The sequence below is a fragment of the Pseudomonas sp. GW460-LB5 genome (assembly GCF_059423245.1).
In genome coordinates, this window is sequence record NZ_JBWKXT010000012.1 from 40,286 (window position 1) to 52,732 (window position 12,447).

The 12,447-nt window shown below is 63.3% G+C and carries 14 protein-coding genes; 9 read left to right on the forward strand and 5 right to left on the reverse strand.

Annotation, left to right across the window (positions count from 1 at the left end; translation table 11 throughout):
- The 5 genes from exbD (at position 1) to AC07XM_RS09950 (ending at position 5,742) form a co-directional block, all read left to right on the forward strand.
- Positions 1-429 (forward strand): TonB system transport protein ExbD, encoded by a 429-nt coding sequence (gene exbD / locus AC07XM_RS09930; protein ID WP_003253367.1) that lies wholly within the window; start codon positions 1-3, stop codon positions 427-429.
- Complete coding sequence (locus AC07XM_RS09935; protein WP_016489831.1) at positions 426-1,157, forward strand: energy transducer TonB; 732 nt, start codon at positions 426-428, stop codon at positions 1,155-1,157. Before exbD ends, AC07XM_RS09935 begins: the two co-directional genes overlap by 4 nt.
- Before the next feature lie 94 nt (positions 1,158-1,251).
- Positions 1,252-2,178: a hydrogen peroxide-inducible genes activator gene (locus AC07XM_RS09940; RefSeq protein ID WP_016489832.1), complete on the forward strand. Its 927-nt coding sequence runs from the start codon at positions 1,252-1,254 to the stop codon at positions 2,176-2,178.
- Between the two features lie 3 nt (positions 2,179-2,181).
- Complete coding sequence (gene recG, locus AC07XM_RS09945; RefSeq protein ID WP_016489833.1) at positions 2,182-4,260, forward strand: ATP-dependent DNA helicase RecG; 2,079 nt, start codon at positions 2,182-2,184, stop codon at positions 4,258-4,260.
- Between the two features lie 78 nt (positions 4,261-4,338).
- The gene (locus AC07XM_RS09950; protein ID WP_096426912.1) at positions 4,339-5,742 is read left to right on the forward strand and encodes an aminoacyl-tRNA deacylase and HDOD domain-containing protein; all 1,404 of its coding nucleotides are present in this window, start codon (positions 4,339-4,341) and stop codon (positions 5,740-5,742) included.
- Between the two features lie 33 nt (positions 5,743-5,775).
- Here AC07XM_RS09950 and AC07XM_RS09955 read toward each other — a convergent pair whose 3' ends face one another.
- The 4 genes from AC07XM_RS09955 to AC07XM_RS09970 all read right to left on the reverse strand — a co-directional run bounded on the left by AC07XM_RS09955 (position 5,776) and on the right by AC07XM_RS09970 (position 8,123).
- On the reverse strand, positions 5,776-6,150 hold the full coding sequence (locus AC07XM_RS09955; RefSeq protein ID WP_016502241.1) for an SCP2 sterol-binding domain-containing protein: 375 nt from the start codon (positions 6,148-6,150) through the stop codon (positions 5,776-5,778).
- A 147-nt stretch (positions 6,151-6,297) separates the two neighbouring features.
- Complete coding sequence (locus AC07XM_RS09960) at positions 6,298-6,603, reverse strand: HU family DNA-binding protein (RefSeq protein WP_016502242.1); 306 nt, start codon at positions 6,601-6,603, stop codon at positions 6,298-6,300.
- A gap of 187 nt (positions 6,604-6,790) precedes the next feature.
- Complete coding sequence (locus AC07XM_RS09965) at positions 6,791-7,939, reverse strand: NAD(P)/FAD-dependent oxidoreductase (protein WP_102689000.1); 1,149 nt, start codon at positions 7,937-7,939, stop codon at positions 6,791-6,793.
- A gap of 16 nt (positions 7,940-7,955) precedes the next feature.
- On the reverse strand, positions 7,956-8,123 hold the full coding sequence (locus tag AC07XM_RS09970; protein ID WP_016489838.1) for a rubredoxin: 168 nt from the start codon (positions 8,121-8,123) through the stop codon (positions 7,956-7,958).
- Between the two features lie 129 nt (positions 8,124-8,252).
- Here AC07XM_RS09970 and AC07XM_RS09975 point away from each other — a divergent pair, with 129 nt between their 5' ends.
- Positions 8,253-8,810 (forward strand): chorismate--pyruvate lyase family protein, encoded by a 558-nt coding sequence (locus AC07XM_RS09975; RefSeq protein ID WP_016489839.1) that lies wholly within the window; start codon positions 8,253-8,255, stop codon positions 8,808-8,810.
- Positions 8,810-9,706, forward strand: coding sequence for a 4-hydroxybenzoate octaprenyltransferase (ubiA, locus tag AC07XM_RS09980; RefSeq protein ID WP_016489840.1), 897 nt, complete (start codon positions 8,810-8,812; stop codon positions 9,704-9,706). Before AC07XM_RS09975 ends, ubiA begins: the two co-directional genes overlap by 1 nt.
- A 113-nt stretch (positions 9,707-9,819) precedes the next feature.
- Here ubiA and AC07XM_RS09985 read toward each other — a convergent pair whose 3' ends face one another.
- A complete protein-coding gene (locus tag AC07XM_RS09985; RefSeq protein WP_016489841.1) occupies positions 9,820-10,191 on the reverse strand; it encodes a COG4315 family predicted lipoprotein in 372 nt (123 codons plus the stop codon).
- Positions 10,192-10,364: 173 nt separating this feature from the next.
- Here AC07XM_RS09985 and phoB point away from each other — a divergent pair, with 173 nt between their 5' ends.
- Both phoB and phoR read left to right on the forward strand, forming a co-directional pair.
- Positions 10,365-11,054, forward strand: a complete 690-nt coding sequence (gene phoB, locus AC07XM_RS09990) for a phosphate regulon transcriptional regulator PhoB (protein WP_003253341.1) — start codon at positions 10,365-10,367, stop codon at positions 11,052-11,054.
- Positions 11,055-11,102: 48 nt separating this feature from the next.
- Entirely contained in the window at positions 11,103-12,410 is a 1,308-nt protein-coding gene (phoR, locus tag AC07XM_RS09995) for a phosphate regulon sensor histidine kinase PhoR (RefSeq protein WP_023046971.1), read from the forward strand.
- Positions 12,411-12,447: the final 37 nt, after the last annotated feature.

Here is a 12,447-nt window from a genome sequence, read left to right on the forward strand (position 1 = left end):
ATGGGCCTGCATCTCAACGAAGGTGGCGACGACCTCGCCGAAAACCACGAAATCAACGTTACGCCGTTCATCGACGTGATGTTGGTGCTGCTGATCATCTTCATGGTCGCTGCCCCCTTGGCCACGGTCGACATCAAGGTCGACCTGCCGGCTTCAACCGCCAAGCCGGCGCCCAGGCCCGAGAAACCGGTGTTCGTCAGCGTCAAGGCCGACCAGAAGCTGTACGTCGGCGACGATCAGGTTGCGGCGCCCGACCAGCTTGGCCCGATGCTCGACGCCAAGACCAAGGGTGACAAGGAAACCACCATCTTCTTCCAGGCTGACAAAGGCGTGGATTACGGCGACCTGATGGAAGTGATGAACAACATGCGGGCGGCCGGCTACCTCAAGGTCGGTCTGGTAGGTCTCGAGACGGCAGCCAAGAAATGACGAAAACGCGCTCAAACATGGCGCGCTACGGTGGCAGCCTGGCGATCGTGCTGGGCGTGCACGTGGTCGCCGTGCTGCTGACGCTCAACTGGTCGGTGCCTCAGGCCATCGAGCTGCCCCCGGCAGCGATGATGGTGGAGCTGGCACCGTTACCGGAGCCTGCGCCACCACCACCACCGAAAGCGGCTCCGCAGCCACCGGCACCGGTCGAAGAACCGCCGTTGCCCAAGCTGGCGGAAGCACCCAAGCCCAAGATCGCCATCCCCAAGCCGCCCAAGCCGAAGGCCAAGCCCCAGCCGCCGAAGCCCGAGAAAAAGCCTGAGCCGCCTAAGGAAGCGCCACCTACCGAGCAAACGGTAGACGCACCGCCCAGCAATACGCCACCGCAGAAGTCCGCGGCACCGGCGCCGAGCATTGCGTCCAACAGCAACGCCTTGCCAACCTGGCAGAGCGACCTGCTGCGCCACCTGGCCAAGTACAAGCGCTACCCGGAAGACGCGCGCCGTCGCGGCTTGCAAGGCATCAACCGCCTGCGCTTCGTGGTCGACGCCGAAGGCAAGGTCGTGTCGTACTCCATGGCAGGTGGGTCGGGCAGTGCCGCACTGGACCGGGCAACCCTTGAAATGATCCGTCGGGCCGGCACGGTACCCAAGCCGCCACCCGAGTTGCTGAACAATGGCACGATCGAAGTCGTGGCACCGTTCGTCTACTCGCTGGACCGCCGCTAAGACTTTTGCTTCTGTCACAAATCGGCAAGTCTGATAACGTGCGTCTATCGATTGCAGCCGCTATGCTGGGCCCGCAACTTCATGGACGCACGTTATGACCCTCACAGAATTACGCTACATCGTCACACTCGCCCAGGAACAGCATTTCGGCCATGCCGCCGAACGCTGCCATGTGAGCCAGCCGACCCTGTCGGTCGGTGTGAAGAAGCTCGAGGATGAGCTTGGCGTTCTGATCTTCGAGCGCAGCAAAAGCGCGGTACGCCTGACCCCCGTCGGCGAGAGCATTGTCGCCCAGGCACAGAAGGTACTGGAGCAGGCCCAGGGCATCCGCGAGCTGGCCCAGGCCGGCAAGAACCAGCTGACTGCCCCGCTCAAGGTCGGTGCCATCTATACCGTCGGCCCGTACCTGTTCCCGCACCTGATTCCGCAACTGCATCGCGTAGCGCCGCAGATGCCGCTGTACATCGAAGAAAACTTCACCCACGTACTGCGTGAAAAGCTGCGTAACGGCGAGCTGGACGCGGTGATCATCGCCCTGCCGTTCAACGAAGCCGATGTGCTGACCCTGCCGCTGTACGATGAGCCGTTCTGCGCCCTGATGCCCGCCGACCACCCATGGACGGCGAAAAAGACCATCGACACCGCCATGCTCAACGACAAGAGCCTGCTGTTGCTTGGTGAGGGCCACTGCTTCCGCGACCAGGTACTGGAAGCCTGCCCTACCCTGAACAAGGGGGGCGAAGGCGCCAGGCACACCACCGTCGAGTCCAGCTCGCTGGAAACCATCCGCCACATGGTGGCGTCGGGCCTTGGCGTGTCGATCCTGCCGCTGTCGGCGGTGCACAGCCACCACTATGCACCTGGGGTCATCGAAGTTCGCCCACTGACGGCACCGGCACCGTTCCGTACCGTGGCCATCGCCTGGCGCGCCAGCTTCCCGCGGCCAAAGGCCATCGAGATCCTCGCCGACTCGATCCGCCTGTGCTCGGTCGCCAAAGCCCCTGCGGAACAAACGGCCTGAGTCATGAGTGAGCTGTCGAAGGTCCCGGTCACGGTACTCAAGGGCGTTGGCGAGGCCATGGCGGAAAAACTCGCCAAGGTCGGCCTGGAGAACCTGCAGGATGTGCTGTTCCACCTGCCCCTGCGCTACCAGGACCGCACCCGTGTGGTGCCGATCGGCCAATTGCGCCCAGGGCAGGATGCCGTGATCGAGGGCGTGGTCAGCGGCGCCGACGTGACCATGGGCAAGCGACGCAGCCTGGTGGTGCGCCTGGGTGACGGCACCGGCGTGCTGAGCCTGCGCTTCTACCACTTCAGCAACGCGCAGAAGGAAGGCCTGAAACGTGGCACCCACCTGCGCTGCTACGGCGAAGCCCGCCCCGGTGCCTCGGGCCTGGAAATCTACCACCCGGAGTACCGCGCACTGAATGGTGACGAGCCGCCGCCACCGGTGGAACAGACCCTGACGCCGATCTACCCGTCCACCGAAGGCCTCACCCAGCAACGCCTGCGCCTGTTGTGCCAGCAGAGCCTGGGCCTGCTTGGCCCGCGCAGCCTGCCCGACTGGCTGCCTGACGAGCTGGCCCGGGACTACCAATTGGCGCCGCTGGACGATGCCATCCGTTACCTGCACAACCCGCCGGCCGACGCCGACCTTGATGAACTTGCCGAAGGCCAGCACTGGGCCCAGCACCGCCTGGCCTTTGAAGAGCTGCTGACCCACCAGTTGTCGCAGCAACGCCTGCGCGAGAGCCTGCGCAGCCTGCGGGCGCCGGTGCTGCCCAAGGCCACGCGCCTGCAGGCGCAGTACCTGGCAAACCTGGGCTTTCAGCCTACCGGCGCACAGCAGCGCGTGGCCAACGAAATTGCCTACGACCTCAGCCAGCACGAGCCAATGATGCGCCTGGTACAGGGCGATGTCGGTGCCGGCAAGACCGTGGTTGCCGCCCTGGCAGCACTGCAAGGGCTGGAAGCGGGCTATCAGGTGGCACTGATGGCGCCCACCGAGATCCTCGCCGAACAGCACTTCATCACCTTCAAGCGCTGGCTCGAACCGCTGGGCATCGAAGTGGCCTGGCTGGCCGGCAAGCTCAAAGGCAAGGCCCGGGCCAGCGCCCTGGAGCAGATCGCCAACGGTGCGCCCATGGTGGTCGGCACCCACGCGCTGTTCCAGGAAGAAGTGAAGTTCAAGCATCTGGCCCTGGCGATCATCGACGAGCAGCACCGTTTTGGCGTGCAGCAACGCCTGGCCCTGCGCAAGAAAGGCGTGGCAGGCGAATTGTGCCCGCACCAGCTGATCATGACCGCCACCCCTATTCCGCGCACCTTGGCCATGAGCGCCTACGCCGACCTGGACACCTCGGTGCTCGACGAATTACCCCCTGGACGCACGCCGGTAAACACCGTGCTGGTAGCCGACAGCCGCCGCTTTGAGGTGGTCGAACGGGTTCGCGCCGCCTGCGCCGAGGGGCGTCAGGCCTACTGGGTGTGCACCCTGATCGAAGAATCCGAAGAGCTGACCTGCCAGGCCGCCGAAAGCACCTATGAAGAACTCGGCAGCGCCTTGGGCGAATTGCGTGTGGGCCTGATCCACGGCCGCATGAAGCCTGCGGAAAAAGCCGAAATCATGGCCCAGTTCAAGGCCGGCGAATTGCAGCTGCTGGTCGCGACCACGGTCATCGAAGTCGGCGTGGACGTCCCCAACGCCAGCCTGATGATCATCGAAAACCCAGAACGTCTGGGCCTGGCCCAGTTGCACCAGCTGCGCGGCCGGGTTGGCCGGGGCAGTGCCGTCAGCCATTGCGTGCTGTTGTACCACCCGCCACTGTCGCAGATTGGCCGCGAACGCTTAGGGATCATGCGCGAGACCAACGACGGCTTCATCATTGCCGAGAAAGACCTCGAACTGCGTGGCCCCGGCGAAATGCTGGGTACACGCCAAACCGGCCTGCTGCAATTCAAGGTCGCCGACCTGATGCGCGATGCCGACCTGTTACCGGCTGTGCGCGATGCCGCCCAGGCCCTGGTGGCCCGCTGGCCGGACCATGTCAGCCCGCTGCTCGACCGCTGGCTGCGCCATGGCCAGCAATATGGCCAAGTGTGACGCTAGTCCCAGAATGGATCCAGATTTGCTCGCAGGCTGGTTATACTTCGCGTTTAAAAGAATCAGTGGATACGGACCATGACTGAAGTTGCCCTGGACACCGCAACCCCACACGCCCCCTCTGTTATCAGGCTGCTGCTCGACAAGGTCGGCGTCGTCTACCGTGAGGTGGTCGAACACCCGCACCTGCCTGCGGCCTCCCGGGTGCAGGCGGTGCTTCTCGACGACGAGGTCGGCGCACTCATGGTGCTGTTCCCGCAGAGCCAACTGCTGGACCTCAACCGCCTGGCCGAGCTGACCGGGCGCAAGCTCACCGCCGTGTCGGTGCCGCGCCTCAAGCAAATGCTCGACAAGCACCAGCTGAAGGCCCTGCCCGCCATTCCTGCGCTGACCAGCTCACCGTGCCAGTACGAAAAGAGCCTGCTCGACGCCGAGACTGTGTACATCCAGTCTGGCGAAGTCGGCCTGCTGCTAGAGATTGAGCACGCCCACTTCAAGCGCATGCTGGCCAAGGCCAGCGCCAGCAGCTTCGGCCAGGAGGTCGAGGCCATCAGCCCCAACCTCGACCGCCCCCATGACGACACCCTGGAAATCACCAATGCCGTTCAGGCGTTCACCGCCCGACGCATCCAGAAGCGTCTGGAAGAAACCATCGAGATTCCGCCGCTGGCCGATACCGCGCAGAAGATCATCAAGCTGCGGGTAGACCCCAACGCGAGCATCGATGACATCACCGGCGTGGTCGAAACCGACCCGGCGCTGGCGGCGCAGGTAGTCAGCTGGGCGGCGTCGCCCTACTACGCTTCGCCGGGCAAGATCCGCTCGGTGGAAGACGCCATCGTGCGCGTGCTGGGTTTCGACCTGGTGATCAACCTGGCCTTGGGCCTGGCCCTGGGCAAGACCTTGAGCCTGCCAAAAGACCAGCCGCAACAGGCCACACCCTACTGGCAGCAGTCGATCTACACTGCCGCGATCATCGAAGGCCTGACCCGCGCCATGCCTCGGGCAGAACGTCCCGAAGCCGGGCTGACCTACCTGGCCGGGCTGCTGCACAACTTCGGTTACCTGCTGCTGGCGCACGTGTTCCCGCCGCACTTCTCGCTGATTTGCCGCCACCTGGAGGTGAACCCGCACCTGAACCACACCTATGTGGAACAGCACCTGCTAGGCATCAGCCGCGAACAGATCGGTGCCTGGCTGATGAAGCTGTGGGACATGCCCGAAGAGCTGTCGACCGCGCTGCGCTTCCAGCACGACCCGGCGTACGACGGCGAGTATTCGGCGTTCCCCAACCTGGTGTGCCTGGCGACCCGCCTGTTGCGTACACGAGGGATTGGCTCCGGGCCGCAGGAAGAGATTCCTGACGAGTTGCTGGAGCGCCTGGGGATTACCCGGGACAAGGCCGAGGATGTGGTGAACAAGGTACTCGAGGCCGAGAACCTGCTGCGCGAGCTGGCTTCGCAGTTTCAAGCACCGCACTGATATCGCGAGGGCCGCTTTGCGGCCCCGGCAATTTCAGCCTTTCTTCTTCGGTTTCAGGTATTTCATCAAGCCTTGGAACCACATCACCAGCGCCGGGTTGCCCTTGATCTGGATGTTCTTGTCCTGAATCCCCTGCATGAACGCCAACTGCTTGTTGCCTGCCTGCATCGTGGCGTAGCCGTAGGCAGCGTCCTTGAAGGCGATGGCGAATGCCGGCTGCGGATGTGCGCCGCCCTTGCTGCTGATGCGCTCGTTGTTGACGACGAAGTGCCGGGCAACCTTGCCGTCCAAGGTCTGCATCTGGAACACCAGGTCCTTGCCCTTGAGCTGCTGCTGGAATGCCGGGTTGTTACGGCTGGCCCTGGCCATCAAAAGCCCCATGGCCCAGAGAAGAAAGCGGAACTTCATCGACACGCCTCGATTGAAAAGTGACTAAGTTTCGCACTTTATCCTCTTAACGACCATTTTATGCAAGTTCACAGCAGTTACTGCGTGTAAAGCACAACGGGCGCCATGAAGGCGCCCGTTCGGGATCAACGATTCGTCAGCGCAAGCTTACTTTTTCTTGGCGGCCTTGGCTGGCGCGGCCGGTGGATTGACGCTGTCCTTGAGGTTCTTGCCTGGCTTGAAGGCCACGGTGTTACTGGCTTTGATCTTGACCGGCTCACCGGTTTGCGGGTTTTTGCCGGTACGCGCGCCGCGATGACGTTTTTCGAAGGTGCCGAAACCGACCAGGGTCACCGTGTCCTTGTCCAGGGCACCGGTGATGCTGTCGAGAATCGCGTTCAACACCTGATTGGCCTTTTCCTTGGTCAGATCAGCCTTATCGGCGATGACGGCGGCGAGTTCTGGTTTGCGCATAGTGAAGCCTCTTTGACGGAATTCTTGTTGTTATGCCGTGCTGCCTTTGGGAGCAGCGCTCAAGGCACCGCAGGCTCTAATCTGCGGCAGACGGAAGTGAGAATGGCACGTGCTCAGGGGCCGCGCCAGTATCAGGCCGGCCATTGTGCAGGCAACAACAGGATAAATCCGACAGAACGCCCTCTATTTACGCCATTACCGGTGGCAACTGGCGATTCAGTGCCAGCTTGTCCATGACGGCTGTCCCGGTCAGGGCATAACCCAGCAATTCGCCGTCAGCCCCGTGGCAGAGCACCTTGAGGTCACTGCCCTGCCCCTCCACCTGCCAAGTACCATCGTGCCCCAAGGGCGGCGGCGATACCACCAAAGGGCAGGCCGGGGTCTTGACGGTGATAGGCATCGGCCCGTAGGCCACCGCTGTCGGCTTGCCGGCCAGGGTTTGCGCCAGCGCCCGGGCACAGCTCATCAGCGGCATCACGTAGAGCAGGTTGATGCCATCGACCTCGGCACAATCGCCAAGGGCGAAGATGTTGGCGTGGGATGTACGTAATTCGCGGTCTACGCTGACGCCACGATGGGTCTGCAAGCCTGCCGCGGCGGCCAGGTCAATGCGGGGGCGCAAGCCAATGGCCGAAACGACCAGGTCGCAGGCAATCACGCTGCCATCCGACAGGTGCGCTTCCAGGCCGTGGTCCACCTGGTGCAAGCGGGTCAGCACGGGCCCCAGGTGGAAGCGTACACCCAGGCCTTCGAGCCCGCCCTGCACCGCCGCCGCAGCGGCCGGGTGCAGCAGGGTCGGCATGATCTGTTCGCACGGCGCCACCACGTCGACCTGGAAGCCCCCTAAGCTCATGTCGTTGGCGAATTCGCAGCCGATCAGGCCGGCACCGAGGATCAGCACACGTTGTTTGCCGACGGCGGCGGTACGGAAGCGTGCGTAGTCTTCCAGGTCGTTGATCGGGAACACCAGATGGCTGCCATCGCCTTCTATCGGCACCTGCACGGTCTGCGCCCCCCAGGCCAGCACCAGGTCGCGGTACTCCACAGCCTCTTCGCCGATCCACAGGCGCTTGTGGCCTGGGTCGATGCCGCTGATGCGGGTATGGGTACGAACCTCGGCATTCAGTTGCTCGGCCATGGCACCCGGCTCGGCCATGCACAGGCCGTCGGCGTCTTTCTGCTTGGCAAAGCCCATGGAGAGCATGGGCTTGGAGTAGGAGCGACCATCGTCGGCGGTGATCAGCAGCAGCGGCGTCTGCGCATCGAGCTTGCGAAATTCACGGGCCAGGTTGTAGCCCGCCAGGCCGGTGCCGATGATTACCACAGGGGACGTCATGTCGTGCTTTCCTCGATTAGCCGATGGAGATCATTTCAAAGTCGCTTTTGCCCACGCCACAGTCGGGGCACAGCCAGTCTTCAGGCACATCTTCCCAACGGGTGCCGGGGGCGATGCCGTCGTCGGGCCAGCCTTCGGCTTCGTCGTAGACCAGGCCACAGACAATACATTGCCACTTTTTCATCAGGTCTTTTTCCTCGTTAGAACTCAGGCTTTATCTGGCGGGTCTTTGGCCCTGCTTCAGCCATTATGCAAGCAGTCGGGGCAATCATGCTAAGCTCGCCGCCTCATTGGTTGTAACAAGCAGACCGACGTGTCGTACGAATCCCCGCAAGCAGCCGCTGTCGCGTGGCTGCCGTATTCACAGCTGGCGACCGACTTCGACCAGCCTACCCTTGACTGGTTGTTCGACGAGGGTTCGCTGACCCGCCGCCTGACCCACCTGTCCTTTGATCACTTCTCCGTCACCCCGCTGTTCGAGGGCTGGCAACCGCTGCGCGACGATGAATGCCAAGCGCTGGGCATTGCCGCCGGCGCCGAAGGCTGGGTGCGCGAGGTGTACCTGCGCGGCCATGGCCAGCCTTGGGTGTTCGCCCGCAGTGTCGCCAGCCGCAGCGCCCTGGAGCGCGGCGGGCTGGACCTGGAAACCCTCGGCAGCCGCTCGCTGGGCGAGCTGCTGTTCTGCGACCAGGCGTTCATCCGCCACCCGATCGAAGTGTGCAGCTACCCACAGGCGTGGCTGCCGGCCGACGCCGCCCATGCAGCACTTTGGGGGCGCCGCTCGCGCTTTGAACGAGACGGCCTGGACCTGCTGGTGGCAGAAGTGTTCCTGCCGGCCTTGTGGCAAGCGGCCAGGGAGGAAAACCGCTGATGTACATGCAACTGCTGAAGTCACTGAACCGCCTGCACCCACGGGCCTGGGACTTCGTCCAGCTCAGCCGCATGGACCGGCCGATCGGTATCTACCTGCTGCTGTGGCCGACCCTGTCGGCGGTGTGGATTGCCGGCAACGGTGCTCCCACCCTGGCCAACGTGCTGATCTTCGGCCTTGGCGTAGTGCTGATGCGGGCCGCGGGCTGCTGCATCAACGACTTTGCCGACCGCAAGGTGGACGGCCACGTCAAACGCACCGCCGACCGGCCGCTGGCCAGCGGCCGGGTCAAGCCGCGCGAGGCGCTGGCCCTGTTTGCGATCCTGGTCGGGGTAAGCTTCCTGCTGGTGCTATGCACCAACAGCCGCACGGTGTGGCTGTCGTTTGGCGCGGTGGCGCTGGCGTCCTGCTACCCATTCATGAAGCGCTACACCTATTACCCGCAGGTGGTGCTGGGCGCGGCGTATTCCTGGGGCATTCCCATGGCCTTCACCGCCGCAGGGAGCGAGTTGCCGGCCAGCGCCTGGCTGCTGTACATCGCCAACCTGCTGTGGACGGTGGGTTACGACACCTATTACGCCATGGTCGACCGCGATGACGACCTGAAGATTGGCGTAAAGTCGACCGCGATCCTGTTCGGCGAAGCCGACCGGGCGATCATCCTCACCTTGCAGATGCTGTCGCTAGGTTGCCTGTTGCTTGCGGGTAGCCGCTTCGAACTGGGGGGCTGGTTCCACCTGGGGTTGCTGGGTGCGGCGGCGTGCTTTGCGTGGGAGTACTGGTCGACGCGCAAGCTGGACCGCGAGTCGTGCTTCAAAGCGTTTTTGCACAACCACTGGGCGGGGTTGCTGGTGTTCATCGGGGTAGTGCTGGACTACACACTGCGTCAAGGCTGATGGCCCTATCGCCGGCAAGCCAGCCCCCACAGGTACAGCGCTGCCTGCGAGGCTGCACAAAAACCGGGGGAGCTGGCTTGCCGGCCATGGGCCGCACAGCGGCCCCGGCAATATCAAGGCTTGGCGATATGCCAGACGTCTTTCACGCCATCACCGGTCTTGTCACCGGCCTTCGTGTCCTTGATGAAGGTATACAGCGGCTTGCCGTCGTAGGCCCACTGCATTGCACCATCGTCACGCGTTACGTGGGTCCATTTGTCCTTCGGTGCTTCGTCTTCTTTCTTGACCAGCAACGGTGGCCAGTTTTTGGCGCACGCGTCATTGCACATCGACTTGCCGCCCGCATCCTTGTCAAAGGTGTACAGCGTCATGCCGGCATGATCGACCCACATGCCGTCCTTCTCCATGGCATGGTGGGCCGACGCCACCCCCGGGAGCGCCAGCGCAGTGAAAAGGGCCATCCAGCTCAGCGTTTGTCGTGTCATTGGATTCACCATTGTTTCTGGGGGAATTAGGTTCGGGTTGCCGCCGCAGCGGCCCTTTCAAGCCTAGTTCAGTCACGCAATGTCGCCATAACGGCCAACACCCTGTCACACAGCTGCAATAATTCCGTTATCTAATGCGGGCCAAGACACCGAATCCAGGAGAGGTTTTGAGCATGGTTGGCAGGAACATTCTGATCGTCGACGACGAAGCACCCATTCGCGAGATGATCGCCGTTGCCCTGGAAATGGCCGGCTATGACTGCCTGGAAGCGGAAAACTCCCAACAGGCCCACGCGATCATCGTCGACCGCAAACCGGACCTGATCCTGCTCGACTGGATGTTGCCCGGCACCTCTGGCATCGAGCTGGCCCGCCGCCTCAAGCGCGATGAGCTGACCGGCGACATCCCGATCATCATGCTTACCGCCAAGGGTGAAGAGGACAACAAGATCCAGGGCCTTGAAGTGGGCGCTGACGACTACATCACCAAGCCGTTCTCGCCGCGCGAACTGGTAGCGCGCCTGAAAGCCGTGCTGCGTCGCACCGGCCCGAGCGACAGCGAAGCACCGATCGAAGTCGGCGGCCTGCTGCTCGACCCGATCAGCCACCGCGTCACCATCGACGGCAAGCCCGCCGAGATGGGCCCCACCGAATACCGCCTGCTGCAGTTCTTCATGACCCACCAGGAGCGCGCCTACACCCGTGGCCAGCTGCTGGACCAGGTGTGGGGCGGCAACGTCTATGTCGAAGAACGCACCGTCGACGTACACATCCGTCGTCTGCGCAAGGCGCTGGGTGAGGCCTACGAAAATCTGGTACAAACCGTGCGGGGCACTGGCTACCGCTTCTCGACCAAGAGCTGATCGAGTTCAAAAGCGCCAAGCTGCACGTCGTTGTACAAGGACCGTCAATTGAACCAGAACTGGCACGCGACCCTGATTCGCCATCTGTTGTTGCTGATTACCGTCTGCCTGATTGGCGGGCTGGTCAGCGGCTACTATGGCTGGAGCCTGGCCATTGGCCTGGCGCTTTACCTGGGCTGGACCCTCAAGCAGCTGCTGCGCCTGCACGACTGGCTGCGCAACCACCAACCCGATGAAGCACCGCCCGATGGTTACGGCCTATGGGGCGAGGTGTTCGACAGCATCTACCACCTGCAGCGCCGCGACCAGCGCGTGCGTGGCCGCCTGCAGGCAGTGATCGACCGGGTGCAGGAGTCCACCGCCGCGCTGCGCGACGCGGTGATCATGCTCGACAGCGACGGCAACCTGGAGTGGTGGAACCGTGCCGCCGAAACCCTGCTGGGGTTCAAGACCCCGCAGGACGGTGGCCAGCAGGTAACCAACCTGGTGCGCCATCCGCGCTTCAAGGAGTACTTCGAGACGGAGAACTACCTCGAACCGCTGGAAATACCCTCGCCCATCAACGACCGGATGCGCCTGCAGTTGCACATCACCCGCTACGGCAACAACGAACACCTGATGCTGGTGCGCGATGTCACGCGCATTCACCAGCTGGAACAGATGCGCAAGGACTTCGTCGCCAACGTGTCGCACGAATTGCGCACGCCACTGACGGTGATCACGGGGTATCTGGAAACCCTGCTGGACAACGTAGAGGATGTGAACCCGCGCTGGGGCCGCGCCCTGCAGCAGATGAGCCAGCAAGGCTCGCGCATGCAGACGCTGCTCAACGACCTGTTGCTGCTGGCCAAGCTGGAAGCCACCGATTACCCGTCGGACAACCAGCCGGTGGCGGTCGAAGCCCTGCTCGCCGCGATCAAGAACGACGCTCAGGCCCTGTCTGGGCCACGTAACCAGCGCATCACCCTCGAAGCCGCGCCCGGTGTGAAGCTGAAGGGCAGCGAGTCAGAGCTGCGCAGTGCCTTTTCCAACCTGGTGTTCAACGCGGTCAAGTACACCCAGGACGAGGGCAACATCCGCATCCGCTGGTGGGCCGATGCCCAGGGTGCCCACTTGTCGGTGCAGGACTCGGGGGTGGGCATCGACGCCAAGCATTTGCCCCGCCTGACCGAACGCTTCTACCGGGTGGACTCCAGCCGTGCATCGAATACCGGTGGCACAGGGCTGGGGCTGGCGATCGTCAAGCATGTGCTGATGCGCCACCGCGGCAAACTGGACATCAGCAGCGTGCCGGGCCACGGCAGCACCTTTACCTGTCACTTTGCGCCGGCACAACTGGTCAACGAAAAGGCTTGAGATCGGCGCGGCTGCGCAGCCCTTCGCGGGCAGGCCC